The sequence below is a fragment of the Streptomyces sp. NPDC057682 genome (assembly GCF_042799575.1).
Classification (GTDB): domain Bacteria; phylum Actinomycetota; class Actinomycetes; order Streptomycetales; family Streptomycetaceae; genus Streptomyces.
In genome coordinates this window covers 91,899-117,382 of the sequence record NZ_JBHVIN010000005.1, presented here as the reverse complement: position 1 = coordinate 117,382, position 25,484 = coordinate 91,899, and the positions used below count along the sequence as shown (strand labels likewise).

Here is a 25,484-nt window from a genome sequence, read left to right as displayed (position 1 = left end):
AGGCATGCTCACCATCAGCCGGCTCGCGGCGTACGCCGGAGTGACGGTCCGGGCGGTCCGCCACTACCACAAGGTCGGGCTGCTGCCCGAGCCGGAACGCGACCGTTCCGGGTACCGCTCGTACGACGCCGCCGCCGTGGTCCGGCTGATCCGGATCCGCACCCTGGCCGACGCGGGCGTCCCGCTGGCCCGGGTCCAGGAGCTGCTCGACGCGGACGCGGAGGGCTTCGCCCGGGGCGTCGAGGAGATCGACCGCCGGGTGCGGGACGAGATCCGGCGGCTGCGCGACACCCGCCGCAGACTCGCCCGGCTCGCCGCCGGGGAGCAGTTGGCGCTCCCCCGCAGCGTCGTGGCGTATCTGGACCGGCTGCGCGGTCTCGGCGTCGGTGCGCGGTACATCGAGCTGGAGCGGGACGCCTGGATCATGATCGCCGCTCAGGTGCCGGAGATGATCGACGCGGTGATCGCCAAGAAGAACGAGGAGCTGGACGATCCCGACATGGTGCGGTTGTACGGCTACTTCACCGGGGATCCCGACCGCGACTGGACGGCCGGCGATCCACGGATCGTGGAGATCGCCGACATCCTGGAGCGCCTGATGATCCGCGCCGTCCGGGCCGGCGAGGTGGGGACCGACGGTTTCGACGACGCGTTCGTCGCGCTGATGGACGCGTCGATGATCGAGTCGGCACCGGGCGCCGAGCTGGTGCTGGAGGTCCTCAGGGAGCGCGGCTGGCAGGGCTGGACCCGGATCGAGCGGGTGCCGCCCGGCCGGCTGCCGGGCGGGCCGGCACCGTCCTGAGCGGGAGTGCTGCCGGGGCCCGCGCTCCGGTGCCGCCCCGACCGGCTCACACCGTGAGCCGGTCGCCCAGCGGGCTGCGCAGATAGAGGACCTGGTGGCCCTGGCGGGCCCGGGTGACGAGTCCGGCGCGGTGCAGGACGCCGAGGTGCTGACTGGCCGAGCCGGAGCTGATGCCGAGCCGCCGGGCGATCCCGGTGGTGCTCTCCGGCCGGTCGAGTGCGGCCAGCACACGGGCGCGGGTGCGGCCCAGCAGCTCGGCCAGCGCGGCGGCCGGGGCGGGCGTGTCACTGTGCCAGACCGTGGCGAGTCCGCGCGCCGGATACCAGATCCGTGGCGGCAGGGCGAGGTCGACGACGGTGACGGCGTGGTCGCAGAAGAGCGAGGGGGTGAAGGTCAGCCCGTGGCCGTCGACGGCTACCTCGTGCCGCTCGGCGGGAAAGGCGTTCACTTCCAGAATGCCGGTGCGGGGTGCCGCTCCGCTGCCGGGTCCGGTGTCGCTCTCGGCGCCGGGTCCGGTGCCGGTTCCGGCGCCGGTGTCGCCGTCGCTGCCGGTGCGCCACCGAACGCCGGGGTCCAGACCGGCGAACAGCGCGGCGGCTCCCCCGTCGGCCAGCCGGCCGGCGCGGTGCACGATGTCGGCGCGCAGCACCGCGTACATGCGCGGCCACTGCGGGGCGACGACCAGCAGCCAGTACGTGTGGAGGGCGTCGGCGACGGCGTCCAGGAGTCCTTCGGGGTCCGTGCGCGCCCCGCGGAGGAGCGGATGCACGGGATGCCCGTCGGCGGCCCGTTCGATCTCGTGGACGACGCGGTCGGCGGGCGTGGCGCGCAGCGCGGCGAACTCGTCGTCGATGTCCGTGGCCGGCGTCGGCGGGTGGGGCGTGAGGAAGTCCGGGACGAGCCGGGTCGGACCGACGAGCGCCTGGAGGAGCGGCCGGTCGACGTGGCGGAGCAGCGGGGCGGACTGCCGGAGGAAGGACCGGTGCGCGGCGTAGCGTACGGGGCTGCGCCAGGCCCGCAGGCTCTGGACGGTCTCCTGGAGGGGCGAGCAGGCGAAGCGGACGGAGGCCAGATCGTCCACGTCCAGGCGGAGGAGCAACATTCGGCCCAGCCTAAATCTCTTCCGTCCGCGGTCAGCGGCCTGGTGGGATCCGGGGCATGACCGCTTCTGCCTCCGGGGCCACCCCGCACACCGCCGCCGTGTACGACCGCATCGGCCTCGGCTACCGGAAGGTCCGCCGGCCCGATCCACGGCTGACGGCCCTGATCAGCGGGGCGCTGGCCGGGGCGCGCACGGTCGTGAACGTCGGCGCCGGAACGGGCTCCTACGAACCGGACGGCTTCGCGGTCACGGCGGTGGACCCGTCGCGGGTGATGCTCGACCAGCACCCCGGCCGTGACAAGGTGCTGGCCGGGGCGGAGGCCCTGCCGTTCGCGGACGGGGCCTTCGACGCCGCGATGGCGGTGATGACCGTGCACCACTGGCCCGATCCGTACCGGGGCCTGGCCGAACTGCGGCGGGTCGCCGGCCGCCGGCTCGTGTTCACCTGGGATCCGGGGCACAGCACCGAGTTGTGGCTGATCGAGGAGTACGTGCCGGAGATCCGGGACCTCGACCGCTCCCGTTTCGCCCCGCTCGCCGCGATGGCCGAGGCACTGGACGCGCACACGGTGGTGCCGTTCCCCGTCCCGCACGATTTCACCGACGGCTTCCAGTGCGCCTTCTGGAGGCGCCCGGAGTGCTATCTCGACCCGGTGATCCGCCGGGCCAGTTCGACGTTCGCCCAGCTGCCCGCGTCCGTGGTCGCACCGGCGATGGAGCGTCTGCGCGCCGACCTCGCCTCGGGTGCCTGGCACCGGCGCCACGCGGACCTGCTGACCCGGGAGTCCGTCGACTACGGCTACCGGCTGCTCGTCGCGGGGGACGGCGCGCCGTGACGGGGGCCGCCCGCGCCCCGTTCCCTCACGCGGCCGGGGTGCGGGCGGCCCCCGTGTTCCCGCGTGCGGGGAGCAGTTGGCCGAGGGCGATCAGCAGGAGCCCTCCGAGCAGCAGGGCGTTGCCGGTGACGAACCGCTCCTCCCACGAGAATCCGGGCACGACGCCGAAGAAGAACAGGCTCTGGAGGACGACGGACCCCCCGGTGCACAGGGCTCCGAGCGCGTGCAGCCGGTGCCGCCTCACGTGACGGCGCGCCGGAGGCACGACCCAGCCGGTCCGCAGCGTGACGATCCCCAGGGCGATGACCAGCAGCCCCAGCACCGCACCGATTCCCACCACCCAGGCCATGACGCCTCTTCCCTCCCGAGCCACGCGGTCCGCCACGCGAGGGCGTCCCGTCCGAAGACGTGCCCATGGTCGCCGAGCAGGCCGGTTCCCGGCCATGCCGGGGTCCGGCAGCTTCGGCGACCGGCAGGCTGCCGGTCGTCGGCACCGCCGGGAACCCGCCTGCGCGGGGGCGTTCAGTGCTGCTGGAGGCTCATCGCCGTGCACACGCGGCGCCAGGCGTCGGCGGCCGCGGCGGGATCGGTCTGGAGGAAGCCGTGCCCGACGCCCGGGTAGACGACCATCTCGTGGGACACGCCGGCGGCGCGGAGCGCCTCCGCGACGGCCCTGCGGTGGGCGGGCGGGACGACGTGGTCGTGCTCGCCGACGAGAAAGAGCACCCGGCCCGAGAGGGAGGGGGTGAGGGACAGGGTGGGTTCGGGGCGGCTCAGGGAGATGTCGGTCGTCGGCAGCCAGCCGCCGTAGAAGACGGCGACGGCGGACAGGTCGAGGGCGGTGGCCGCGAGGTAGGCGATATGACCGCCGAGGCTCAGTCCGACCATGCCGACGTGCGGACTGCCCGTCGCACGGAGGTGGTCGACGGCGGTGCGTACGTCGCTGATCACGGTGGTCCGCGTCATGCGCTCCAGCAGGGCGAAGCCGCGTTCGCGGCCCGCGGCGTCGCGGGGCAGCTCGCAGCCGGGGGCCGTGCGGTGGTGGAAGTCGGGGGCGAGCGCCACGTGTCCGAGTGCCGCGAGGTGGTCGCAGACGGCGCGGACGGGGGCGTCGACACCGAAGAGTTCCATGCCCACCACCACGCCCGGGTGGGGGCCGGGCCCTTCCGGCCGGGCGAGGTAGGCGCCCATGGGCGGGCCGTCGTCGACGGCGAGGGAGATGTGCTCGGTGCGGATGGTGGACGGCCCGGTCGTGCCGGTGCCCGTGTTCCCGACGTTCATGGCGTCAACGTAATCTCGGCGCGGACCGGCGACCACAGTGCGCTCTTCCCAGTAACCGGAGTACCACGATGCCTCGATCCACGTCCCGTTCACGGGAGTTGGGAGATCTGCTGCGCTCCCGCCGCGAACGCCTCCAGCCGGCCGACGTCGGTCTGCCCGCAGGGGTCCGCCGCCGGACGCGTGGGCTGCGCCGTGAGGAGGTCGCCCAGCTCGCGGCCATCTCCCCCACGTACTACACATATCTGGAGCAGGGCCGCGAACTGCGGCCGTCCGGGCAGGTGCTGGACGCGCTGGCGGCGGCGCTGCGCCTGGACGCCACGGAGCGCGGCCACCTCCACGCGCTGGTCCACGGCACTCCTCGGGACGCCGGGCCGGCCGTCGCCGAGACCCTGGCACCGGCGGTCGTCGCGCTCGTGGACCGGCTCGACCCGGATCCGGCGTACGTGACGGGCCGCTGCTGGGACGTGCTGGCGGCCAACCGGGCCGCCAGCGCGCTGTGGACCGACTGGTCCGCCCGGCCGCCCAGGGACCGCAATCTCCTGCGGTGGATGTTCACCGATCCGGACGCCCGCCGGGTGATGGCCGACTGGCCGGCCGAGGCGTCCGCGCTCCTCGGCCGTTTCCGTTCGGCGTGGGCCCGTCATCCCGGCGATCCCGCCTTCGCCGCCCTCCTGGACGAACTGCTCGCCGGCAGCCCGGAGGCGCGCGCCTGGTGGTCCGAACACCGGGTCGTTCCCCTGGGTTCGGGCACCAAGCGGCTGCGCCATCCGGAGCTGGGCGTGATCGAGCTGGAGCACGTGGTCCTCCAACTGGCCGACGCCCCCGAGCAGAAGCTGGTCACGTTCCACGCGAGGGGCAAGGCCGAGGCCGGAATCGCCCGGCTCCTCCGTTGAACGGCATCCGCTCGGCACACTCTCGAACGCCGGTTCCATAAAAGCCGCGCAAGGAGCGGCGCGACGCCGCTTGAATGGGCGCAATCACACCGGACCGACTGGGGGGCGCACCGTGCGCATGTCGTACTACGCGGCACATGTCTACATGATCATGGGCGTGGTCTCGGGACTCTTCTACCGGGAGTTCACGAAGGCCGAGGACTTCCACGGCGAGACCCAACTGGCGCTGATGCACACCCATCTGCTCGCCCTCGGCATGCTCGTCTTCCTGATCGTCCTCGGCCTCGACAAGGTCTTCCAGCTCTCCGGGACGCGCCTGTTCACCGCGTTCTTCTGGCTCTACAACGCCGGGCTGGCGCTCTCGACCGCGATGATGGGCGTCCACGGCATCCTGACGGTGCTCGGCCGCGACGAGGACCACATACCGGAGGCGGTCCCGCTGACCGCCGGCCTCGGGCACATCGTGCTGACGGTCGGGCTCGTCCTGTTCTTCATTCTCCTCGGCAAGCGCGTCAACGCCCACGTGCAGCACCCGGCCCCGACGGCCGGCCGGGAGGAGGACGCGACGGCGGCGTGACCGGGCACGGGCCGGGCGGGAATCCCGTGGAACGGCGGGTGCGCCCTGTGCTTGCATGGGCCCCATGGTGTCTGCCGACCGCCTTCTCGCGTTCGCCGCGTTGTCGTTCCTGCTGATCGCGATCCCCGGGCCCAGCGTGCTCTTCGTGATCGGGCGGGCGCTGGCCCAGGGACGCCGTGCCGCGTTGACCACGGTCGTGGGCAACACCGCCGGCTGCTATGTGCTGATCGTCGCGGTGGCGCTCGGGGTCGGGGCCGTGGTGGAGCGCTCGGTCCTCGTCTTCACGGCACTCAAACTGGCCGGCGCCGCCTATCTGGTCTTCCTCGGCGTCAAGGCCTGGCGCGACCGCGGCTCACTGCACGCCGCGGTCACCGGAGCCGGCGCCGGTGCCTCACGGGGCGGCCGGCGCACCTTCTGGGAAGGGTTCGCGGTGGGCGTCTCCAACCCCAAGACCATCGTGTTCTTCGCCGCCGTGCTGCCGCAGTTCGTCGACCGCGGCCAGGGCCACGCCGCCGCGCAGATGCTGGTGCTGGGCCTCGTCTTCGCCGTGCTCGCCCTTCTCTCCGACATGGTGTGGGGCCTGGCCGCCTCCACGGCCCGCGACTGGTTCGCGCGCTCGCCGCGGCGGCTCTCCCTGGTCGGCGGGGCCGGCGGGCTCGCCATGATCGGGCTGGGTGTGACGGTCGCGGCGACGGGGCGCAAGGACTGAGCCGTGCGGCCCGGGACGACGGACCGGACCGCCCCGGCTCAGAGCGCTCGCAGCGCGGGCAGCAGCTTCTCCCGCGCCCAGTCGATGAAGGGCCGCTGGTGGTCCCCGCCGATCTGGACGAGGGCGACCTCGGTGAATCCCGCGTCGGTGAAGGCCCGTACCGCCTCGGTGAACTCGCCGACGTCGTCGCCGCACGGCACGGATCCGGCGACGTCGTCCGGGGTGACGTACTGGGTGGCCTGCTCGAAGGCGGAGGGGCCCGGTAGTTCGGAGTTGACCTTCCAGCCGCCAACGGACCAGCGGAACTGGTCGTGGGCGCGCTCGACGGCCGCGTCGCGGTCTGGGTCGTAGCAGACGGGGAGCTGGCCCACGCGGGGCTTTCCGCCGCCGCCGTGCCGTTCGAAGCCGGTGAGCAGGTCCTCCTTGGGCTCGGTGGCGATGACGAGGTCCGCGAGCCGGCCGGCGATCTCGCAGGAGCGTTCGCCCGAGACGGCCACGCCGACGGGCACGGGGACGTCCGGCAGGTCCCACAGCTTGGCGTTGTCGACGGCGAAGTGGGTGCCGCGGTGCGAGACGTAACCGCCCGCGAGGAGCGCCTTGATGATCCCGACGGCTTCTTCGAGTCTGTCCAGGCGCACCCGGGCGTCGGGCCAACCCGCGCCCACGACGTGCTCGTTGAGGTTCTCGCCGGAGCCCAGGCCGAGCCGGAACCGTCCCTCGGACAGCAGTTGCAGGGTCGCGGCCTTCTGGGCCACGACGGCCGGGTGGTAGCGGGTCGTCGGACAGGTCACGTACGTCATCAGCGGGATGCGGGACGTGGCGACGGCTGCCGCGCCGAGCACGCTCCACGCGTACGGGGCGTGCCCCTGGGAGGCCAGCCAGGGGAAGAAGTGGTCGGAGGTGACGGAGAAGTCGAAGCCGGCCCGTTCGGCCGCCACCACGTCGTCGACCAGGGCCCGCGGTCCCGCCTGTTCGGTCATCATCGTGTATCCGAATTGAGGCATATGAGAAGGTTGTCCGATCGTGGGTGTGCGAAACGTCCGGGTGAAAGGAATCCGGGAACGTGTTTCCACCGTGCCGGACGCGGAACCCGTGAAGGGACACCCGCACCGCCGAAAGCGAGGAACGCCATGCCTGTCGCGACGTACTGCCTGGTCGCCCTGGACTGCCCCGATCCCGAAGCACTCGCCGGGTTCTACCAGGGCGTACTGGGCGGCGAGGTGACGCGCGAGAACGACCGCTGGTACGACCTGCGGGTACCCGGCGGCGCGCGTCTGGCCTTCCAGCGGGCGCCGGGGCACCGGCCCCCCGAATGGCCCCGGGCCGATCGGGACTCCCAGCAGGAGCACCTCGACCTCACGGTCACGGACATGGAAGCGGCCCAGCGCGAGGTGCTGGCCCTCGGGGCCACGCCGCTCGACGTGGACGACCGGGGCGGGGAGCGCGGTTTCCGCGTCTACGCGGACCCGGCCGGGCACCCGTTCTGCCTCTGCCGCAGCACCTCCGGGGCCGGCTCCGCGTAGGCGGCGTGCGCCAGGGGTGGTCCCGGCGCCGGAGCGGCCACCCCGGATCCCCGCGTGCCGCTTCGGTCGCTGCGCGGTGAGGCGCACGCACCCGCTCTCGTGGACGTTTCCGCAGGTGGGGCCGTATGCGGTCGGCATGAACGGGGCAGGCGTGGGACCGTCGAGGAGACGACGGGCGGCGTTCCGGCGGCGACGCCCGTCCCCGGCACCGCCGGGCGCCCGGTGACAGGCCGACCACGGGAAGGCGGCAGGCATGCCGAACAAGCACGACGCAGCACCCGTCCTCGACGCGCTGGCCGCCTACCGGCGCCGTGGGGAGCTGGCGTTCACGCCCCCGGGCCACAAACAGGCCCGGGGCGCCGCGCCGGAGGTCCGTGCGCTGCTCGGGGACGCGGTGTTCTTCGGGGACCTGCTGGCCAGTGGCGGGCTCGACGACCGGCGGACCGGATCCCGAGTGCTGCGGCGGGCGGAGGAGCTGATGGCCGACGCGGTCAACGCCGACCACACCTTCTTCTCCACGTGCGGGAGTTCGCTCTCGGTCAAGGCGGCCATGCTCAGCGTAGCCGCGCACGGCCAGGAGCTCCTGGTGGGGCGGGACGCGCACAAGTCCGTGATCTCGGGGCTCATCCTGTCCGGCATCCGCCCCGTATGGGTCGAACCGCGGTGGGACGAGGACCGGCATCTCGCGCACCCGCCGACCGCCGACGCCTACGACCGCGCGTTCGCCGCGCATCCGGACGCGCGGGGCGCGCTGATCACCAGCCCGACGCCCTACGGGGTGGCGGCGGATCTGCGTGCCGTCGCCGAGGTGTGCCACCGCCGCTCGCGCCCGCTCGTCGTCGACGAGGCGTGGGGAGCGCATCTGCCGTTCCATCCGGCCTTGCCGACCTGGGCGATGGACGCCGGCGCGGACGTCTGCGTCACGAGCGTCCACAAGATGGGCAGCGGACTGGAGCAGGGTTCGGTGTTCCATCTGCGGGGCGATCTGATCGATCACGACACGCTGGCCTCCCGCGCGGACCTGCTGGGGACGACCAGCCCGTCCGTGCTGCTCTACGCGGGCATCGACGGCTGGCGGCGCCAGATGGTCCTGGAGGGGCACACCCTGATGTCGCGCGCCCTCGCGCTGGCCGCCGCCGTACGCGAGGAGATCGAGGCCGTCGACGGCATGCACGTCAACGACCGTGCCGACTTCTGCGGGCCGGACGCCGGCTGCGAGTTCGATCCGCTGCCGGTCGTCATCGACATCCGGGACCTCGGGATCTCCGGGTACCGCGCGGCGGACTGGCTCCGCGAGCACCACCACATCGACATGCATCTCATGGACCACCGGCGTATCACCGCCCAACTCACCCACGCCGACGACGCGGAGACGGCCGACCGTCTGCTCGCGGGGCTGCGGGACCTCGCCCACCGGGCGCCCGCGCTGCCGCGCGGCCCGGAGGTGTCCGTTCCCGCCCCGGCCGAACTGCGCATGGAGCAGGAGTGGCTGCCGCGCGACGCCTACTTCACCCCCACCGAGGACGTCCCGGTGGAGCGGGCCGCCGGGCGGATCGCCGCGGAGATGATCACCCCCTATCCCCCGGGCATTCCCGTCGTCCTGCCCGGGGAGCGGCTCACCGAACCCGTGCTCCGCTATCTGGTGACCGGTCTCGCGGCCGGCATGAACCTTCCCGACCCGGCCGACCCGAAGCTGCGCACCGTCAGGGTCTGTGCCGGCGACCAGGGTTGACGCCCCGGCTCATGAGGAGGACCCGGGCGGGTGCGTCACCGCTCCCGGACACCGAGCTGGTGCGCCGCGGCCTGCACGGTCTGCGCGAGGAGGACGGCGATCGTCATCGGTCCGACGCCGCCGGGCACCGGGGTGATCAGCCCCGCCCGCTCGCGCGCGGTGTCGAAGTCCACGTCCCCCACGTTGCCCGCGTTGTACCCGGCGTCGATCACCACCGCCCCGGGCTTGACGTCCTCGCCCCGGATCAGCCGGGGCCGCCCCACCGCCGCGACCACGATGTCCGCCTCCCGCACGTGCGCCGACAGGTCCGCCGTCCGCGCATGGCAGTACGTCACCGTCGCGTCCCTCGCAAGAAGGAGCATCCCGGCCGGCCGTCCGAGAATCGCGCTCCGGCCCACCACCACGGCGTGCTTCCCGGCCGGGTCCACGTCGTACTCCTCCAGGAGCCGCATGATCCCGCCGGGGGTGCAGGAGACGAATCCCGGCAGCCCGAAGCCCATCGCGGCGAAGGAACGCATCGTGACCCCGTCGACGTCCTTCGCCGCATCGATCGCCTCGAACGCGGCCCGCTCGTCGATGTGCGGCCCGCACGGATGCTGGAGCAGGATGCCGTGGACGTCCGGATCGGCGGACAGCCCCGCCAGGGTGCCGATCAGTTCGGCGGTCGTGGTCGCGGCCGGCAGAGCGATGTGCCGGGAGCGGATTCCGGCCTTCTGGCACCGCGCCCGCTTCATGCGCACATAGGTGACCGACGCGGGGTCCTCCCCCACCAGCACCGTCGCCAGACACGGCGCGGTGCCCGTACGCCGGGTGATCTCCGCCGCCGCTGCCGCCGTCTCCCCGAGCATGCGTCGGGCGGGAGCGGTGCCGTCCATGAGCCGGGCCGTACGAATCGAAGACATCTGCGCCCTCCAGGCGTGGTCAACCACTCGCCCAGGCGCACGGCAACGACATCTCGTCGGACCGCTCCCCGGTGGTACTCCACCTCAGCGCCAGTCACGGCCCGCTCGTCACCCTAGGGCAAACCGTCGTGTCGCGGGGCCGGATCGCGGTCCGCAGGGTCCCGTTCCGTGCCGGCCGACGGCCTCCCCGCCATGGCACGGCGCAGTCCCGGGCGGTTGCCCGGTTCGCCCGTGCGGCAGAGAGTGGAGGGGAGGGACAAGGGCTCGCCCCGGTGTCGGCCGGAGCGGCCGGAAAGCCTCCATCGAAGGGCGCCCGTATGAGCACCGACGACGTGAGCAAACGGAAAGTACTGGTGATCGTCACCAACTACGGTGTCGAGCAGGACGAGCTGCTCGTCCCCCAGCGGCATCTGGAGGGCTGGGGCGCGGAGGTGACGCTCGCCGCGGTGTCCAAGGACGAGATCCGGACCCTGGTGGGCGACGAGAAACCCGGCAGAACGGCCCGGCCGACGCTCACGCTGAGCGAGGCGGACCCGGAGGGCTACGATCTGCTGCTGATTCCGGGCGGCACCCTGAACGCCGACGCGTTGCGCCAGCAGTCGGACACCGTGCGCATCGTCCGCTCCTTTACCTCGTCGGGCCGGCCGGTCGCCGCGATCTGCCACGGGCCGTGGGCCCTGGTGGAGGCGGACGTCGTGGCGGACAAGAAGCTGACGTCCTACCCGTCGTTGAAGACGGACATCCGCAACGCGGGCGGCGAATGGACCGATGCCGCGGTCGTCACGGACGACGAGAACGGTTGGCGTCTGATCACCTCGCGCACCCCCGGGGACCTGGACGACTTCCTGCGTGCGGTGGACACCGCCCTCACGGTGGACACCCCGTGAGAACGAACGCGGCCCGGACCCCCTGAGCGCCGTCCTGCCCGGACTGCCGCCGGAAGGAACACCATGGTACGGACGGTCGGTGTGGAGGAGGAGCTGCTGCTGGTCGATCCGCGCACCGGGGAGCCCCGGGCACGGTCGACGGCGGTTCTGGCCGTCGCGGAGCGCAGATCGGCGGGGCCTTCGGCCTTCGAGGAGGAACTGCAGCACGAGCAGCTGGAGTTCGCCACGACTCCGCACACGCGGATGCGGGATCTCGCGGAGGAGATCCGCCGCACGCGCGCCGAGGCCGCCCAAAGCGCGGCGGCCGCCGGTGCCGCCGTCGTCGCGCTCGCGACCTCGCCGGTGCTCGTCCAGCCCTCGCTCGGCGACGGGGAACGGCACACCTGGCTGGCCGACCGGTTCGGTGAGACCACCCAGGAGCAACTGACCTGCGGGTGCCATGTGCACGTCTCGGTGGAGTCGGACGAGGAAGGCGTCGGCGTCCTGGACCGCGTGCGCGTGTGGCTGCCGGTGCTGCTCGCGCTGAGCGCGAACTCGCCGTTCTGGCAGGGCCGCGACACCGCGTACGACAGCTATCGCAGCAGGGTGTGGGGGCGTTGGCCGTCCGCCGGGCCCGTCGAGGTGTTCGGGTCGGCGCGAGGCTACCACGACCAGGTGCGGGCGCTCATGGAGACGGAGGTGCTGCGCGACCCGGGGATGCTGTACTTCGACGCGCGGCTCTCGCACCGGTATCCGACGGTCGAGGTCAGGGTCGCGGACGTCTGTCTGGACCCCGACGACACCGTGCTCCTGGCCACGCTGGTGCGCGGCCTGGTCGAGACCGCGGCGCGCGCGTGGCGCGCGGGCGATCCGCCGGACGCCACCGGGGTGAGCCTGCTGCGCATGGCGGCCTGGCAGGCGGGCCGTTGCGGACTGGGCGGGGATCTGCTCCATCCCGCCACCATGCGGCCGGAGCCCGCCCGTGCCGTCCTGGACGCCCTGCTCGCCCACACCGCCGATGCCCTGGAGGATTCCGCCGACCGCCGGGCCGCCGAGAAGGCGCTCTCCGCCGTATGCGAGCGGGGAACGGGGGCGCGCACCCAGCGCGAGGTGTTCGCGCACACCGGCGGTCTGGGCTCCATGGTGGCCGAATGCGTGAGCCTGACACGGGGCTGATCCCGGCGCCCGGGGGACCGGGATCTTCCCTGTGCCCCGGTTCAGGGAAGCGGCGTGCCCCCGGTCGCGTTCACGATCTCGCCGGGGACGTAACTCGCCTGCTCGGAGGCGAGGACGGACGTCGTGTTGATGATCGAGCCGCCGGCCGGGATGTGCGGCAGGGCCGTCTTGCAGAGCCAGAACATCCCGTACAGGTTGGTCCGCACGACCCGGTCGAACTGTTCCGTGGAGATGGCGGAGACGCCGTCGGGCTGTGCCCTCTGGTACGCGGCGTTGTTCACCAGCACGTCGACGCGGCCGAACTCCCCGACGGCGCGGCCGACCAGTGCGCGGCACTGCTTGTCGTCGCGGATGTCGCATGTCTCGGTCAGGGCCTGCCGGCCGGCTTCCTCGACCAGGCGCGCGGTCACGCGCGCCTCGTCCCGCTCGGCGTCGAGGTGGGTGACAAGGACGTCCGCGCCCTCGCGGGCGAAGGAGAGGGCGACGGCACGGCCGATGCCCGAATCGCCGCCGGTCACCACGGTCTTGCGGTTCAGCAGGAGCCCGTGGCCCCGGTAGGAGTCCTCTCCGTGGTCGGGCGGCGGGTCCATGGGCCCGGTCCAGCCGGGGTGTTCCTGGCTCTGCTCCGGGAACTCCGGGCGGGGAAGCGGTCGGTGGGGTCGGGTGCGGACGCGGGGTCGGTCATGGCGGGCCTCCTTGCGCGGGATGACGGGCCCGCCCCCGCACCGCGCCCTCCTCGCGTCGGGGCGCGGACGCTTCGCGGGCGGTCCCGTGCCCGCGCGGTCCGCGCGGGCACGGGCCGTCACTGGACGCGGGGCCGTTGCGCGGTCTCGTCGTCGTCGGCGTCGTCGCCCGGAACGTGGACGTCGAGCACCCGTATGTTGATCTCGACGACTTCGAGTCCCGTCATCGTCTCCACGGCGTCGGTCACCCGGAACCGGATGTCCTTCGCGGTTTCGAGGATGGAGACGCCGTATTCCACGACGATGTCTACGTCCACGGCGGTCTGCTTCTCGCCGACCTCCACCTTGACGCCGCGACCGGCGTCGCTGGAGCGCGACACCTTGTCCTTCACGGCCCCGAAGGCCCGAGTGGCGCTGCCGCCGAGCGAATAGACGCCGTCGGTCTCGCGTACGGCGATGCCCGCGATCGTCGCGACCACCGAATCCGCGATGGTGGTGGTGCCCCGGGGGCCGCCGTCCGAACCTTCCGTACCCAGTGCTGTTCCGCCGAGCGTTTCGTTCGTCATGAGTGCCTCACACAGAGTTCTCCGGGAGGGGCGGATCGGGGCCGGCGCGGCTTCGTCGGCGCCGGCCCGTGCCCTCTCCCACGGTCCTCCGGATCCCGGGTGCCCGCCATTCGGGTGGCGGTGGGCGGGCCCGGGTTCACTCGCGGTGAGGGGCGCTCACCGTTGCGGGCGTTTCCACTCGAACATCAGGATGGTCGCGTCGTCGCGCAGGCCGGTGGTCTCCGACTCCAGGAGGGAGTGGATGAGCCGGCGCAGCGTCTCGGGCGCCAGTTCTCCGCTCGCGGCGGCGCGCACGACGTAGTCGACGAAGCGTTCGAGGCCGAATTCCGTTCCGTTGCGCATCCGGGACTCGGTCGCGCCGTCGGTGTACATCAGCACCGGGTCCCCCGGCTCCAGGGCGATCCGGTGGACCTGGCGCGGGCCGGGCACGAGGGTGGAGGGGAAGCCCATCGGCGGGTCCGCCTCCTTCTCCATCGCGTGCGGAACGAGCGCCTGGACGCGGATGAGCAGCGGTGCGGGATGACCGCAGTTGCTCCAGCGCAGCAGGCCTGAGGAGACGTCCAGTTGGGCCAGGACGCCCGTGCAGAACTGATCGGGGAGCCACCGTGCCAGGGCCGCATCGACGTCCTCGACGAGCTGGGGGAGATCGGCACCGACGCGCCGTGCGTTGCGGCAGGCGGCCAGGGTGACCGAGGTGGCGAGGCCGGAGGTCAGGTCGTGCCCCATGGAATCGAGGATGGACGCGTGCAGCGTCGTACCGGTCAGCGCGTGGTCGAAGCCGTCCCCGGCGATCTCGTAGGCGGGTTCGAGCACGGCGGTCGAGACGACGTCGGGCGTCCCGATGGTGCGGGGCGGCAGGAACGCCCGGAGCAGTTCGGTGGGCAGCTGCATGGTGTCCGTCCGGGTCCTGCGCACGAACGAGTCCTTGTAGTGCCGCTTCGAGGTGACCATCATCGCCAGCAGGGAGGCGAGGGCCCGCGCACGGCGCAGCAGCACGGCGTCCAGGGCCGGGGCCCGCACCGCCACCACGCCCAGCCGTTCGGCCCCGTCCAGCAGGGGGAGACAGACCAGCGACTGCTGGAGCCCGAGGGCATGGGTGCAGCGCTCCACGGCCGTGGTCATGTCGAGGGCGGCGTTGTGCGGATCGGCCAGGAATGAGCCCAACAGGTCGTCGCCGGTCGCCTGCGTCATCCCGGGACCTTCCACTCCACGCCGGTCTCCCCTTCGTGAGCAGTCTGGCCCCCGGCCGTGCCGTACGCGCGGTGGGACGGCGCACACGCGTGGCGGGAGGCCGGCGGCCTCTCGCCCGCAGGACGGTCACGGGTGACAGGAGGAGTATGGACAAGGGAGGGCACACCGATGCCCTCGGGGCCGGGAGGGCCCGTAGGGGCGGGGCCGGGGCGGTGCGGCGCACGGCCGGCCGGCCGCCGAATCCGAGAACGCACGATCAACGGAGGAGATGACTCATGCGCGCACTGACCTGGCAAGGCAGGCGGGACGTCCGCGTCGAAACCGTTCCCGATCCGGTCATCGAGGATCCGCGCGACATCATCATCGGCGTCACCTCGACCGGCATCTGCGGATCCGATCTGCATCTGTACGAAGTGCTCGGCCCCTATCTCGACGCGGGGGACATTCTGGGGCACGAGGCGATGGGGATCGTCGAGGAGACCGGCCCGGAGGTGACCGCCCTGGCACGCGGTGACCGGGTGGTGGTCCCGTTCAACGTCTCCTGCGGCACCTGCTTCATGTGCGACCAGGGGCTGTACTCGCAGTGCGAGACCACGCAGGTGACGGAGTACGGCACCGGGGCCTCGCTGTTCGGCTACACGAAGCTCTACGGCCAGGTGCCCGGCGGGCAGGCGGAGTTCATGCGCGTCCCGTTCGGCGACACCCTGCCCGTCAAGGTCCCCGAGGGTCCGGAGGACGACCGCTACGTCTATCTGTCGGACGTCCTGCCGACCGCCTGGCAGGCCGTCGAGTACGCCTCGGTGCCGCCCGGGGGCAGCGTCACGGTCCTCGGCCTCGGACCCATCGGCGACATGGCGGCCCGGATCGCGCTGCACCGCGGCGCCGGTCTCGTCGTCGGCGTCGATCTCGTCCCCGAACGGCTGGCCCGCGCGGCGGCGCGCGGCATCCAGGTGATGGACCTGGGCCGGTACGGGAAGGACCTCCCGCAGGCGATCCGCGACCTCACCGGCGGCCGGGGCACGGACGCGGTCATCGACGCCGTCGGCATGGAGGCCCACGGCGCGCCGCTCGGCAGGGCGGGCCAGTGGGCCACCGGGCTGCTCCCGGACGCGGCGGCCCGCAAGGTGATGGAACGGGCGGGCGTCGACCGGCTGACCGCGTTCCTCACGGCCATCGACGTGGTGCGGCGCGGTGGCACGATCTCCGTCTCCGGCGTCTACGGCGGCGCCGTGGACCCGCTCCCCCTGCTCACGCTGTTCGACAAGCAGATCCAGCTCCGGATGGGCCAGGCGAACGTCCGGCGGTGGGTCCCCGACCTCCTGCCGCTGCTCGGCGACGACGATCCGCTGGGCGTGGACGGTTTCGCCACGCACCATCTGCCGCTGGAGGACGCGCCGCAGGCGTACGCCGCCTTCCAGGCGAAGGCCGACGGCATGGTCAAAACCCTGCTGCGGCCCTGAACGGCCCTGAACTGTCAGGGGCAGCGGACAACGGAAGGAATCACGGTGAACGCATCGCATCGGCTGCGCGTCGTCGTCACGGGCGCGACCGGCAATGTGGGCACGAGCCTCGTCCGGGCCCTGTCCCGGGACCCGGACGTGGGATCGGTCCTCGGCCTGGCCCGGCGGCTGCCCGACCTCACGCTGCCCGGCGTCGCCTGGCACCGGGCGGACCTTTCCCTGCCGGACAGCGAACAGGTCCTCGGGGACCTGCTGGCCGGCGCGGACGCCGTCGTCCATCTGGCCTGGCGCTTCCAGCCGACCCACGACCCCGTCGTCACCTGGCGCAGCAACGTCGAGGGGTCGATGCGGGTCTTCGACGCCGTGCGCGCGGCGGGCGTCCCGGCTCTGGTCCACGCCTCGTCCGTGGGCGCGTACTCGCCGGGGCCGAAACAGGAACCGGGAGTGGACGAGGGATGGCCGACCCATGGCTGGCCCGACGCCGCGTACTGCCGGGAGAAGGCGTATCTGGAGCGGGTCCTGGACACGTTCGAACTGCGCAATCCGGGAATCCGGGTGGTGCGCATGAGGCCGGGCTTCCTGTTCAAGGAGACCTCGGCGTCCGAACAGCGCCGCATCTTCGGCGGCACCCATCTGCCCGGGATGCTGATCCGCCCCGACCTGCTGCCCCTCGTACCGGATCTGGACGGCCTGAGGTTCCAGGTGCTGCACACGGACGACGCGGCCGAGGCGTACCGGCTCGCCGTGACGGGCGACGCGCGCGGCCCCTTCAACCTCGCCGCCGACACCGTCACCGACGCCCGCGCGCTCGGCGAACTCCTCGACGCGCGCGTGGTACGGGCACCGGTCCCGGTGGTGCGGGCCGCCCTGGCCACCGCGTGGCACGCCCGCGCGGTCCCCGCCTCGCCCCATCTCTTCGACGCCGTGCTGCGCCTGCCCGTCATGGACTGCACCCGGGCGCGCGAGGTCCTGGGCTGGCGGCCCCGCTACTCGGCGTCCGAGGCGCTGACCGCGTTCCTGAGCGGTGCCGTCCGCGGCAGCGGTGAGCCGACCGCCCCGATGGCCGGCAGCCGGTGGTCCTGATGCCCGATTGGGCGGCGCCCTCTCGGGACGAGCCGCTGCGGGCCAAGTCCCGTACGGCGCTGGTCGTCATCGACATGATCAATCCGTACGACCACGAGGACGCCGACCAGTTGCTGCGCTCGGCCGAGCGGGCCGTGCCCGTCATCGCCCGGATGCTGGAGGCGGCCCGGAGCGGCGGGACACGGGTCGTCTACGCCAACGACAACTTCGGCGACTGGCGCTCGCACCACGGGGAGATCGTCGAGGCGGCCCTGGCCGGAGCCCGTCCGGATCTCGTCGAGCCGCTGCGCCCCGACGAACGGTCGCTCTTCGTGGTCAAGGCCCGGCACTCGATCTTCTACGAGACCCCGCTGCCGTATCTGCTCCACCAACTGGGCATCAACCACCTCGTCCTGACCGGCCAGGTGACGGAGCAGTGCATTCTCTACTCTGCGCTCGACGCCCACATCCGGCATCTGGACCTGACGATCCCCCGGGACGGGGTGGCCCACATCCACGCGGACCTGGCCGAAGCCGCGCTGCGGATGACCGAACGGAACATGGGTGCCCGGGTCTGCGCCGCCGAGGACATAGCGCTGTGACACCGACACCGACACCGACACCGACACCGGCACCGGCACCGGCACCGGCACCGGCACCGAAAGGACACTCATGACACGCGCCGCGCTGTTCGACGTGGACGGGACCCTCGTCGACACCAATTACCTGCACGTGACCACCTGGTGGGAGGCGTTCCGCCAGGCCGGGCACACGGTGGCGATGCCCGCGATCCACCGGGCGATCGGCCTGGGCTCGGACGACCTCGTCGGCCATCTCCTGGGCCCCGGAAGGGACACGAAACAGGACGCCCGGATCAGCGCCGCGCACTCCGCGCTCTACGCGACGTACTTCGACCGGCTGTCGCCGCACGACGGAGCGGCGGAACTGCTGCACACCCTCGCGGAACGCGGGTGGACGGTCGTCCTGGCGACCTCGGCGTCCGGAACCGAACTCGCCGCCCTGCGCCGGGCGCTCGACGCGGACGACGTCATCTCCGGCACGGCCGGTGCGGATGACGTGGAGCAGGGCAAGCCCGCGCCGGACCAGATCCACCACGCGCGGGAGATCGCGGGCGCCGACAGCGAGGAGAGCGTGTACATCGGGGACTCCGTCTGGGACATGAAGGCCGCCACCGGGGCATCCGTGGCCGCGGTGGGCCTGCTGTCGGGCGGCATTCCCCGGGCGGACCTGGAGGCGGCCGGAGCCGTGGAGATCCACGACTCCCCGGCCGCTCTCCTGGCCCGGATCGATTCCGGAGTCATCGGGCGGCTGCACCCCTGAGTCCGCGCGGTCCGCGCCGCCGGGCGGGCGTTCCCCCGGGGGTCCGTCCGGAACGCCGCCGCACATCGGGCTGCCTCAGCCACCGACCGCCTTGCGGAGCTGCTCCTTGTTCATCGTGGAACGGCCCTCGATGTTCTTCTTCTTCGCCTCTTCGTAGAGCTGGTCCTTGGTGCGGCCCTGGGCGCCCTTGTGCGAACGCTCCCCGCCGCGCTGGGAGGCGGACTTGGGGTCGTGGGTGGACGTCCTGCTCGCCGTCTTCGACTCCCCCGCGCGGGCGCGTTCCTTGTTGACGGTGCGGGCGGCGATCTCCTTGGCGCGCTTCTCCGACTCGCCGCGGCTCTTCGCGCTCTCCTTCACATGCTCGTACTGGCGCTCGCGCTTGCGGTTGGACCCTGCCGGCATGACGGTGACCTCCTGGTCGCTCTCGTGGGTGTCGGTCGGCCCGGTTGCCCGGGGTTCATGCGCTCCGCCCCGGTTCGGCGGGGCCGTCTCCGCAACATCGCACCGCCCGTACGGGCCCGCTCACCGGGCCGTGCGCTCGGGTGACGGGGTGGACCGGTGCGGTCCCCGGCCGGGACGCATCCGCGCGAACTCACGCGCTTCCGGCCCGGGACGGCCTTCATGGCCCGCGGTGGACGAGGGTGAAGAGTGCTCCGTCGGGGTCGAGCAGGGTACGGCTGAACCCCTGGGGCGTCCAGGGTTCCGCCGGGGGCCTGGGTCTGCTTCCGCCCGCCGACAGGGCCGTCACCATGGCGCGTTCCACGTCGTCCACGGCGAAGGTCACGAGCCAGCGCGACCGCAGGCGGGGGTCCGGGGCGGCGTGGGCGCCGCCGTCGCGGAGGCACAGGGCGGAGTGCTCGCCGTGCCGGACCCGGATGCGGTCGTTCTCGTAGGTGACGCTGATGTTCCCGCTCTCGCTCCAGCCGAAGACCTCGCCGTAGAACACCGCCGCGTCGAACGCGTTGGGTGACCGCAGATCGAGGCGGACGAGGGCGTCGCCGCCCAGGGCCCAGCACGGCGCGGGCCCCTGCCAGTATCCGAAGGCCGCGCCGTCCCGGTCGGCGGCCAGGCAGGCCCGCCCCCGGCCCAGGGGCACGGGCCCGACGGCGACGGTGGCGCCGCGTTCCTGGACGCGTGCCGTGGTGGCGTCGGCGTCGGACACCGCGAAGTAGGGGGTCCATTCCGGTGCGGGCGCCAGCCCCGGGCGGCTCATGCCGATGCCCGCCACCGGTCTGCCGTCGGCGGAGGCGGTGAGGAATCCGTTGCCCAGGGTGCTGGGTTCGAAGGTCCAGCCCAGGACCGCTGCGTAGAAGGCCCGGGTGACGTGGATGTCGCCGACCATGAGATTGACCCAGCAGGGCATGCCCGGGACAGGTGCCACGGGCTGTGTCCCTTGAGGGGACATGGGGTGCCTTCCGTCGCTTCTCGTTCGTTCCCGCGGCAGGGTTGCGCGCGGGCCGCTCCATGGAGGTTCACAGGCTGGTGAGCACCTGGGGTGACAGCGACTTCAGCATGGTGTTCGTCCATCGCATCTGTCGCAGGGTCCGCGGATGGCAGGACGTGGCCAGATCCAGGAGGCTCGACTCCCCGGACGCCTGCGCGACCTGCCCGAGCATCTCCCACAACAAGGAGTTGCCACAGGCCCCGAGGTGCAGCTCGCGAAGATCGAGCAGCAGGAGAAGCCCCTCTTCCGCAGGGTGCTCCTCCGCCAGGGTGCCTTCCTCGTCGGCCGGGGGCAACCCGCGCGGGCCGGGCTCGGGCGGCGGGTCGAGAGCGAGGCCGTACCGGGCGCCCGCGTCCGCCAGCCGGCGGCCGTGCTCGTTCGACCAACCGAGGAGGATCTGCGCCACGTGCCGGACCTCGTGCTCCGCGCTGTGGCGTGCGGCCGCCTCGGCCCATTGGCCCGCCAGCGCGCACTCACCGTCGTGGAGGGCTTCGAGGGTGTAGACGATCCCTTTCACTGTGCGTCGCCCCCTCGGGTGTCGTGGAAGGGTCCCTCGTCGACCTCGGCCGCTGCTCCCCCCTCGGTCGGACGGACGGCGCCGCCGGTCCTGGCGGGTGCCGAGGCGGCCGTGGTGGGGGCGACCGACGCCTCCGCCGAGCCCCTGGCCACGAGCCGGATGTCCGCCGTCGCGATCTTGAACAACGGCTGTTTGCTCACCGGGTCCCAGTCGGTCACGGTCGTCTCGTTCGCGGCGCGTCCCGGTGTGGTTCCGTCCGGTCCCCGCCCCGCGGGGGTGTCCCAGTAGCCGTAGTGGAACGGCACGAACAGCAGACCGCGCCGGATGCCGGTGAGCCGCAGCCGGCCGCGCAGGGCGCCGCGCGGACCGGTGACCTCCACGAGGTCGCCCTCGCCGAAGTGCAGGGCGTCCGCGTCCTCGGCGTTCATCTCGACCCAGACGTCGGGGGCCGCCGCGTTCAGCTGCGGGGCGCGGGCCGTCTTGGTGCGGGTGTGGAAGTGGTAGACGGTGCGTCCGGTCGTCAGCTGGAACGGGTGGTCGCCGTCCGGCTCCTGGAGGGGCGGCAGGTATGCGGCTCCCTTGAGCATGGCCCTGCCCTCCGGATTGAACGCCCGGTACGCGGTCTCGGACACGGAGGCACCGGTGACGAGGTCCTTGCCGTAGGTCTCGCACATGGACGGATCCGCCCAGGCGGCGCCCGCCGTGCAGAGCCGCTCGGTGCCGCCGGGCGCGTCCGCGGTGACCGGCCACTGGATGCCGCTGCCGCCCCGCAGAGCGGCGTAGGAGAGCCCGGAGTAGTCACAGGGCCGGCCCCTGCTGCACCGCTTCCACGCCTCGAAGGCGGACTCGGGGTCACGCCGGGGGATCAGCGGCGCACCGTCCTTGTCGCGGAAGTCCATCCGGGCGGCGTAGTCCAGGAAGATGTCCAGATCGGCCCGTGCCTCGCCGGGTGGCTCGATCGCCCGGTCCGACAGGTGAACCGTCCGGTCCGCGTTGGTGAACGTGCCGGTCTTCTCGCCCCAGGTCGCGGCCGGCAGGACCACATCGGCGAACCGCGCGGTCTCGGTCAGGAAGAGGTCCTGCACCACGGTGAAGAGCCCCGGCCGGTCCAGGACCGCGCGCACCCTGGGCAGCTCGGGCAGCGACACCGCCGGGTTCGTCCCGCTGATCCAGAGCATCCCGATCGAGCCCTGCTCGGCGTAACGGAAGATCTGCAGGGCGTGCGTCGGCGGGGCGTAGTGCGGAATGGTCGAGGGCTCGACGTTCCACACCCGCGCGAGATCCGCGACATGGGCGTCGTTCTCCCAGTTCCGGAAGCCCGGGAGGTCGCCGTTCGCACCGCACTCACGGGTGTTCTGCGCGGTCGGCTGACCGTTCATCTGGAGGACTCCGGCGCCGGGCCGGCCGAGCATGCCGCGCAGCAGATGGAGGTTGTTGACCTGGACGGCACAGGCCGTGGCCTGATGGGACTGGTAGACGCCCTGAAGGACCGTGGACAGCAGCCGGTCGGCGGTGCCGATCGTCTCGGCGGCCTCCTGGATCGCGGTGCGCGGGACGTCGCAGATCCCGGCCGCCCACGCGGGCGTGCAGTCCTCGACCGTACGCGCCAGCTCCTCGTACCCCACGGTGTGCGTCCGTACGTAGTCCTCGTCCACGCGGCCGGTCCGGATGATCTCGTGGAGCAGGGCGTTGAGCAGCGCCAGGTTCGTGCCGAGGCGGGGGGCTAGATGCACGGTGGAGTGCCGGGCGACGGGGGTCGGGCGTGGATCCACGCACAGCAGACGGGGCGGATCGGCACCCTGCAGCCGGTCGAGGACCCTCATCCACTGGACGGGCTGGGTCTCGGCGATGTTGTGGCCGTAGAACGCGAGGGTGTCGGCATGGTCGATGTCGTCGTAGCTGCCGGGCTGGCCGTCGCAGCCGAAGCTCTCCTTCAGCGCCTCGGCCGCCGTGGAGGTGCACAGACGGGTGTTGCCGTCCAGATGGCTGGTGCCGATCCCGGCGCGGGCCAGAACCGCCAGCGTGTAGTACTCCTCAAGGAACAACTGGCCGGAGGTGTAGAACCCGATCGAGCCGGGCCCCCGGTCCGCCAGCAGTTCCCGGGAGCGCGACACCACCAGCCCCATCGCGGTGTCCCAGTCCGTTTCGGTCAGTTCGCCGTCGCGGCGGACGAGCGGGCGGGTCAGCCGGTCGCCGGAACCGTTGGCCTGCCAGCCGAAGAGGTCCTTCGGGCCGAGCCGCCCCCGGTTGACGCGGTCGACCGCGCACACCGACCAAGGCACCGTCCTTCACCGCCACGTCCATCGCGTCGCCGTCGGAGTGCAGGACGGACGCCGTCTGGACCCACCGGTCCACCGCCTCCGCGTCCACCCCCGGGGCCAGGAACGTGTCCACCCGTTCCGGCCACGGCTCGTGCCGGCCGTAGGAGGTACGGCTCCCCCAGGGCTCCGCGATCCGGTCCACGGACATGCCCATGTGATCCTTTCGTCGGGCGCGGGTGCGCGCCCGGGTCGGCGACCGGTCCGAGTGCCCGGTCCGGTGAGCGGCCGGGCTCCTCCTCAATCGAGTTCCGGCCTCCCCCAGTGCCGGTGGGCGGCCACGGCCGAGGCGAACGTGGTGGCGAAGCCGCCGTCGCCGCCGGTCGCGGTCACCACGCCGAGGTTGTCGACCGGTCCGCGCTCCTCGGACGCCGGACGGTCCGTCACCGTGCCGGGCAGCAGTTCGGCGAGCGCGGTCATGCCGTCCCCGTAGCCGCCGATGGGCTTGGCGTGGCGGTAGGCGTTGCGTACGAAGCGGCGCACGGCGTCCTCGGTGAACCGGGCGCCGTCGGGCAGGAGTACGGCGTCGTAGAGGACGGCCGCCACGGTCGGCAGCGCCCGGTCGACCTCCAGCGTGCCGCCCTGGCCGGTGGTGACGGTGCCGTCCTGCGGGGCCAGGAGTTCCACGATCGCGCCGTCGGCGGTCAGCGGACCCCTGACCGCTTCGATCTGCGTCGCGTCGACGCCGTCCGTGACGAGCACGGCGATCTGGCGGGAGAGGATGGAGCCGTCGCCCCGCAGGTTCTCCAGGCTCAGCGCCGGGGACGGCTGCGGCTCGGGCGTCGAGGACGCCTCGGGGGCGGGGACGCCGATGCCCTCGGCGACGGCGCGCGCGAGCTCCGTGTCCACCTGGCTCAACTGGGCCACGGCGCGGGCCCGTACGTCCTTGGCGGTCACCTTGCCCAGTTCGAAGCGGAAGGCGTCGACGATGTGCGTGCGCTCCCAGTCGGCCATGCTGCGCCAGAACAGGGCGGCTTGCAGGTAGTGGTTCTCGAAGCTGGGGCTGCGTCGGCGGATCGTGCTCCCCTCCACCCGTTCGGTGAGGTGGCGGTAGGCGCCGGACCCGACGTCCGCGAGCACCGGGCAGCCGGCGCCCAGGGTGTTGGGGGTGTAGTTCGTGCCGGTGTGGATCTGTTCCTGGTGGAAGCCGTCGCGCTGGTTGTTGCGTACGGGGACGACGGGGCGGTTGACCGGGATGTGGGCGAAGTTGGGGCCGCCGAGCCGCAGCAATTGCGTGTCGAGGTACGAGAAGTTCCGCACCTGGAGCAGGGGGTCGTTGGTGAAGTCGATCCCCGGCACGACGTTGGCGGTGTGGAAGGCGACCTGTTCCGTCTCGGCGAAGAAGTTGTCGGGGTTGCGGTCGAGGACCATCCGGCCGATGGGGCGGACGGGGACGATCTCCTCGGGGACGATCTTGGTCGCGTCGAGGAGGTCGAAGTCGAAGCTGTGCTCGTCCGTCTCGGGGATGAGCTGGACGCCCAGCTCCCACTCCGGGTACTGACCGGCCTCGATGGCGTCCCAGAGGTCACGCCGGTTGAAGTCGGGATCGCGGCCCTGGACCTCCTGGGCCTCGTCCCAGACCAAGGAGTGCACGCCCAGCTTCGGAGTCCAGTGGAACTTCACGAACGTGCCACGCCCCTCGGCGTCCACGAAGCGGAAGGTGTGGACTCCGAAGCCCTGCATCATCCGGTAGCTGCGCGGAATCGCCCGGTCCGACATCAGCCACATGATCGTGTGCAGGGTTTCGGGCTGGAGGGAGACGAAGTCCCAGAGCGTGTCGTGGGCGGAGGCGCCGGTCGGAATCTCGTTGTGGGGCTCGGGCTTCACCGCGTGCACGAAGTCCGGGAACTTGATGCCGTCCTGGATGAAGAAGACCGGGAAGTTGTTGCCGACCAGGTCGTAGTTGCCCTCGCTCGTGTAGAACTTCGTCGCGAAGCCCCGCACGTCGCGCACCGTGTCCGCCGAACCGCGCGGGCCCTGCACGGTGGAGAACCGGACGAACACCGGCGTGCGGACGCCGGGGTCCTGGAGGAAGGCGGCCCGGGTGAACCGCGCGCACGACTCGTACGGCTCGAAGTATCCGTACGCCCCGGCTCCCCGGGCGTGCACGACCCGTTCCGGGATGCGCTCGTGGTCGAAGCGGGTGATCTTCTCTCGGAGGTGGAAGTCCTCCAGGAGGGTGGGGCCCCGGTCACCGACGGTCAGCGCGTCGTCGGTGTGCTCGACGGCGACCCCCCTGATCCGTGGTCATCGGCCCGTCCGCCGGATCGGCGGCCCGGACGCCGTCACGCTGGATCTGTTTGCCGTCGGTCATCGGATTCTCCCGTGCTCATGAGCGCTCGTGCCGGTCCGCCGGGCGGGCGGCGGCTGCCGGATCCGTCTCCCATGCGGGTAACCGATGCCCACGGGCGGAAACACGGTCCGCCCCGTACTGACTCCAACGGCCCCGGCAATCGGAGCAGCGACGGGGCCATTGGGCCGGTGCACACCGCACACAATTCGT

General features: G+C 72.4%; 23 protein-coding genes, 3 pseudogenes and 1 riboswitch. Of the genes and pseudogenes, 13 read left to right on the top strand and 13 right to left on the bottom strand.

The genetic code is table 11. The annotated features are described in order from the left end of the window. The first annotated feature begins 4 nt into the window (after positions 1-4). On the top strand, positions 5-802 hold the full coding sequence (locus tag ACFVDM_RS10415; protein ID WP_383635820.1) for a MerR family transcriptional regulator: 798 nt from the start codon (positions 5-7) through the stop codon (positions 800-802). A gap of 46 nt (positions 803-848) precedes the next feature. On the opposite strand, the gene ACFVDM_RS10410 is transcribed toward ACFVDM_RS10415, so the two are convergent. Beyond that, entirely contained in the window at positions 849-1,904 is a 1,056-nt protein-coding gene (locus ACFVDM_RS10410) for an ArsR/SmtB family transcription factor (RefSeq protein ID WP_383635817.1), read from the bottom strand. 56 nt (positions 1,905-1,960) lie between these two features. On the opposite strand from ACFVDM_RS10410, the gene ACFVDM_RS10405 reads away from it, so the two are divergent. Further along, a complete protein-coding gene (locus tag ACFVDM_RS10405; protein WP_383635814.1) occupies positions 1,961-2,740 on the top strand; it encodes a class I SAM-dependent methyltransferase in 780 nt (259 codons plus the stop codon). 25 nt (positions 2,741-2,765) lie between these two features. Here ACFVDM_RS10405 and ACFVDM_RS10400 read toward each other — a convergent pair whose 3' ends face one another. Both ACFVDM_RS10400 and ACFVDM_RS10395 read right to left on the bottom strand, forming a co-directional pair. Next, positions 2,766-3,089 carry a hypothetical protein gene (locus ACFVDM_RS10400; RefSeq protein WP_383635811.1) on the bottom strand — a complete coding sequence of 108 codons (324 nt, stop codon included), beginning with the start codon at positions 3,087-3,089 and terminating at the stop codon, positions 2,766-2,768. Between the two features lie 173 nt (positions 3,090-3,262). Further along, positions 3,263-4,021 carry a dienelactone hydrolase family protein gene (locus ACFVDM_RS10395; RefSeq protein WP_383635808.1) on the bottom strand — a complete coding sequence of 253 codons (759 nt, stop codon included), beginning with the start codon at positions 4,019-4,021 and terminating at the stop codon, positions 3,263-3,265. Between the two features lie 68 nt (positions 4,022-4,089). Between ACFVDM_RS10395 and ACFVDM_RS10390 the strand changes: the two genes are divergently transcribed. From ACFVDM_RS10390 to ACFVDM_RS10380, 3 genes are all read left to right on the top strand, one after another. Then, positions 4,090-4,914: a helix-turn-helix domain-containing protein gene (locus ACFVDM_RS10390; protein WP_383635805.1), complete on the top strand. Its 825-nt coding sequence runs from the start codon at positions 4,090-4,092 to the stop codon at positions 4,912-4,914. Between the two features lie 118 nt (positions 4,915-5,032). Beyond that, a complete protein-coding gene (locus ACFVDM_RS10385; RefSeq protein WP_383635802.1) occupies positions 5,033-5,491 on the top strand; it encodes a DUF2871 domain-containing protein in 459 nt (152 codons plus the stop codon). 64 nt (positions 5,492-5,555) lie between these two features. Further along, positions 5,556-6,200, top strand: coding sequence for a LysE family translocator (locus tag ACFVDM_RS10380; protein WP_383635799.1), 645 nt, complete (start codon positions 5,556-5,558; stop codon positions 6,198-6,200). 38 nt (positions 6,201-6,238) lie between these two features. Here the strand turns inward: ACFVDM_RS10380 and ACFVDM_RS10375 are convergent, their stop codons facing one another. Then, on the bottom strand, positions 6,239-7,204 hold the full coding sequence (locus ACFVDM_RS10375) for an LLM class F420-dependent oxidoreductase (RefSeq protein ID WP_383635796.1): 966 nt from the start codon (positions 7,202-7,204) through the stop codon (positions 6,239-6,241). Positions 7,205-7,330: 126 nt separating this feature from the next. Between ACFVDM_RS10375 and ACFVDM_RS10370 the strand changes: the two genes are divergently transcribed. Next, positions 7,331-7,723: a VOC family protein gene (locus ACFVDM_RS10370; protein ID WP_383635793.1), complete on the top strand. Its 393-nt coding sequence runs from the start codon at positions 7,331-7,333 to the stop codon at positions 7,721-7,723. A 253-nt stretch (positions 7,724-7,976) separates the two neighbouring features. After that, entirely contained in the window at positions 7,977-9,455 is a 1,479-nt protein-coding gene (locus ACFVDM_RS10365; protein ID WP_383635790.1) for an aminotransferase class I/II-fold pyridoxal phosphate-dependent enzyme, read from the top strand. 35 nt (positions 9,456-9,490) lie between these two features. Here ACFVDM_RS10365 and ACFVDM_RS10360 read toward each other — a convergent pair whose 3' ends face one another. Then, positions 9,491-10,357 carry a bifunctional 5,10-methylenetetrahydrofolate dehydrogenase/5,10-methenyltetrahydrofolate cyclohydrolase gene (locus ACFVDM_RS10360; protein ID WP_383635787.1) on the bottom strand — a complete coding sequence of 289 codons (867 nt, stop codon included), beginning with the start codon at positions 10,355-10,357 and terminating at the stop codon, positions 9,491-9,493. A 22-nt stretch (positions 10,358-10,379) separates the two neighbouring features. Further along, positions 10,380-10,465: riboswitch (ZMP/ZTP riboswitch) on the bottom strand. A gap of 209 nt (positions 10,466-10,674) precedes the next feature. Between ACFVDM_RS10360 and ACFVDM_RS10355 the strand changes: the two genes are divergently transcribed. Together ACFVDM_RS10355 and ACFVDM_RS10350 are read left to right on the top strand one after the other, a co-directional pair. Further along, positions 10,675-11,244, top strand: coding sequence for a DJ-1/PfpI/YhbO family deglycase/protease (locus tag ACFVDM_RS10355; protein ID WP_383635784.1), 570 nt, complete (start codon positions 10,675-10,677; stop codon positions 11,242-11,244). Between the two features lie 63 nt (positions 11,245-11,307). Continuing rightward, the gene (locus tag ACFVDM_RS10350; protein WP_383635781.1) at positions 11,308-12,399 is read left to right on the top strand and encodes a glutamate--cysteine ligase; all 1,092 of its coding nucleotides are present in this window, start codon (positions 11,308-11,310) and stop codon (positions 12,397-12,399) included. Positions 12,400-12,455: 56 nt separating this feature from the next. Here ACFVDM_RS10350 and ACFVDM_RS10345 read toward each other — a convergent pair. From ACFVDM_RS10345 to ACFVDM_RS10335, 3 genes and pseudogenes are all read right to left on the bottom strand, one after another. Continuing rightward, positions 12,456-13,106: pseudogene (locus tag ACFVDM_RS10345) on the bottom strand (SDR family NAD(P)-dependent oxidoreductase); the annotation flags it as partial. 95 nt (positions 13,107-13,201) lie between these two features. After that, the gene (locus ACFVDM_RS10340; RefSeq protein WP_383635778.1) at positions 13,202-13,648 is read right to left on the bottom strand and encodes an Asp23/Gls24 family envelope stress response protein; all 447 of its coding nucleotides are present in this window, start codon (positions 13,646-13,648) and stop codon (positions 13,202-13,204) included. 156 nt (positions 13,649-13,804) lie between these two features. After that, complete coding sequence (locus ACFVDM_RS10335; RefSeq protein ID WP_383635776.1) at positions 13,805-14,839, bottom strand: PP2C family protein-serine/threonine phosphatase; 1,035 nt, start codon at positions 14,837-14,839, stop codon at positions 13,805-13,807. A 275-nt stretch (positions 14,840-15,114) separates the two neighbouring features. On the opposite strand from ACFVDM_RS10335, the gene ACFVDM_RS10330 reads away from it, so the two are divergent. The 4 genes from ACFVDM_RS10330 (at position 15,115) to ACFVDM_RS10315 (ending at position 18,702) form a co-directional block, all read left to right on the top strand. Beyond that, positions 15,115-16,299, top strand: a complete 1,185-nt coding sequence (locus ACFVDM_RS10330) for an alcohol dehydrogenase catalytic domain-containing protein (protein WP_383635773.1) — start codon at positions 15,115-15,117, stop codon at positions 16,297-16,299. A 45-nt stretch (positions 16,300-16,344) separates the two neighbouring features. After that, positions 16,345-17,382: an NAD-dependent epimerase/dehydratase family protein gene (locus ACFVDM_RS10325; protein WP_383635770.1), complete on the top strand. Its 1,038-nt coding sequence runs from the start codon at positions 16,345-16,347 to the stop codon at positions 17,380-17,382. Next, positions 17,382-17,963, top strand: coding sequence for an isochorismatase family cysteine hydrolase (locus ACFVDM_RS10320; RefSeq protein WP_383635767.1), 582 nt, complete (start codon positions 17,382-17,384; stop codon positions 17,961-17,963). The genes ACFVDM_RS10325 and ACFVDM_RS10320 overlap by 1 nt, the downstream gene beginning before the upstream one ends. A 70-nt stretch (positions 17,964-18,033) precedes the next feature. Continuing rightward, positions 18,034-18,702 carry an HAD family hydrolase gene (locus ACFVDM_RS10315; RefSeq protein WP_383635764.1) on the top strand — a complete coding sequence of 223 codons (669 nt, stop codon included), beginning with the start codon at positions 18,034-18,036 and terminating at the stop codon, positions 18,700-18,702. A 75-nt stretch (positions 18,703-18,777) separates the two neighbouring features. On the opposite strand, the gene ACFVDM_RS10310 is transcribed toward ACFVDM_RS10315, so the two are convergent. From ACFVDM_RS10310 to ACFVDM_RS10290, 5 genes and pseudogenes are all read right to left on the bottom strand, one after another. Beyond that, positions 18,778-19,104 carry a plasmid stabilization protein gene (locus ACFVDM_RS10310; RefSeq protein WP_383635761.1) on the bottom strand — a complete coding sequence of 109 codons (327 nt, stop codon included), beginning with the start codon at positions 19,102-19,104 and terminating at the stop codon, positions 18,778-18,780. A 217-nt stretch (positions 19,105-19,321) separates the two neighbouring features. Further along, positions 19,322-20,083: a VOC family protein gene (locus tag ACFVDM_RS10305; protein ID WP_383635758.1), complete on the bottom strand. Its 762-nt coding sequence runs from the start codon at positions 20,081-20,083 to the stop codon at positions 19,322-19,324. A gap of 91 nt (positions 20,084-20,174) precedes the next feature. After that, positions 20,175-20,663: a hypothetical protein gene (locus tag ACFVDM_RS10300; RefSeq protein ID WP_383635755.1), complete on the bottom strand. Its 489-nt coding sequence runs from the start codon at positions 20,661-20,663 to the stop codon at positions 20,175-20,177. Then, positions 20,660-23,138, bottom strand: a pseudogene (locus ACFVDM_RS10295) (molybdopterin oxidoreductase family protein). Before ACFVDM_RS10295 ends, ACFVDM_RS10300 begins: the two are co-directional and overlap by 4 nt. Positions 23,139-23,221: 83 nt before the next feature. Beyond that, a pseudogene (locus ACFVDM_RS10290) lies at positions 23,222-25,295 on the bottom strand (catalase). Between the last annotated feature and the right edge of the window lie 189 nt (positions 25,296-25,484).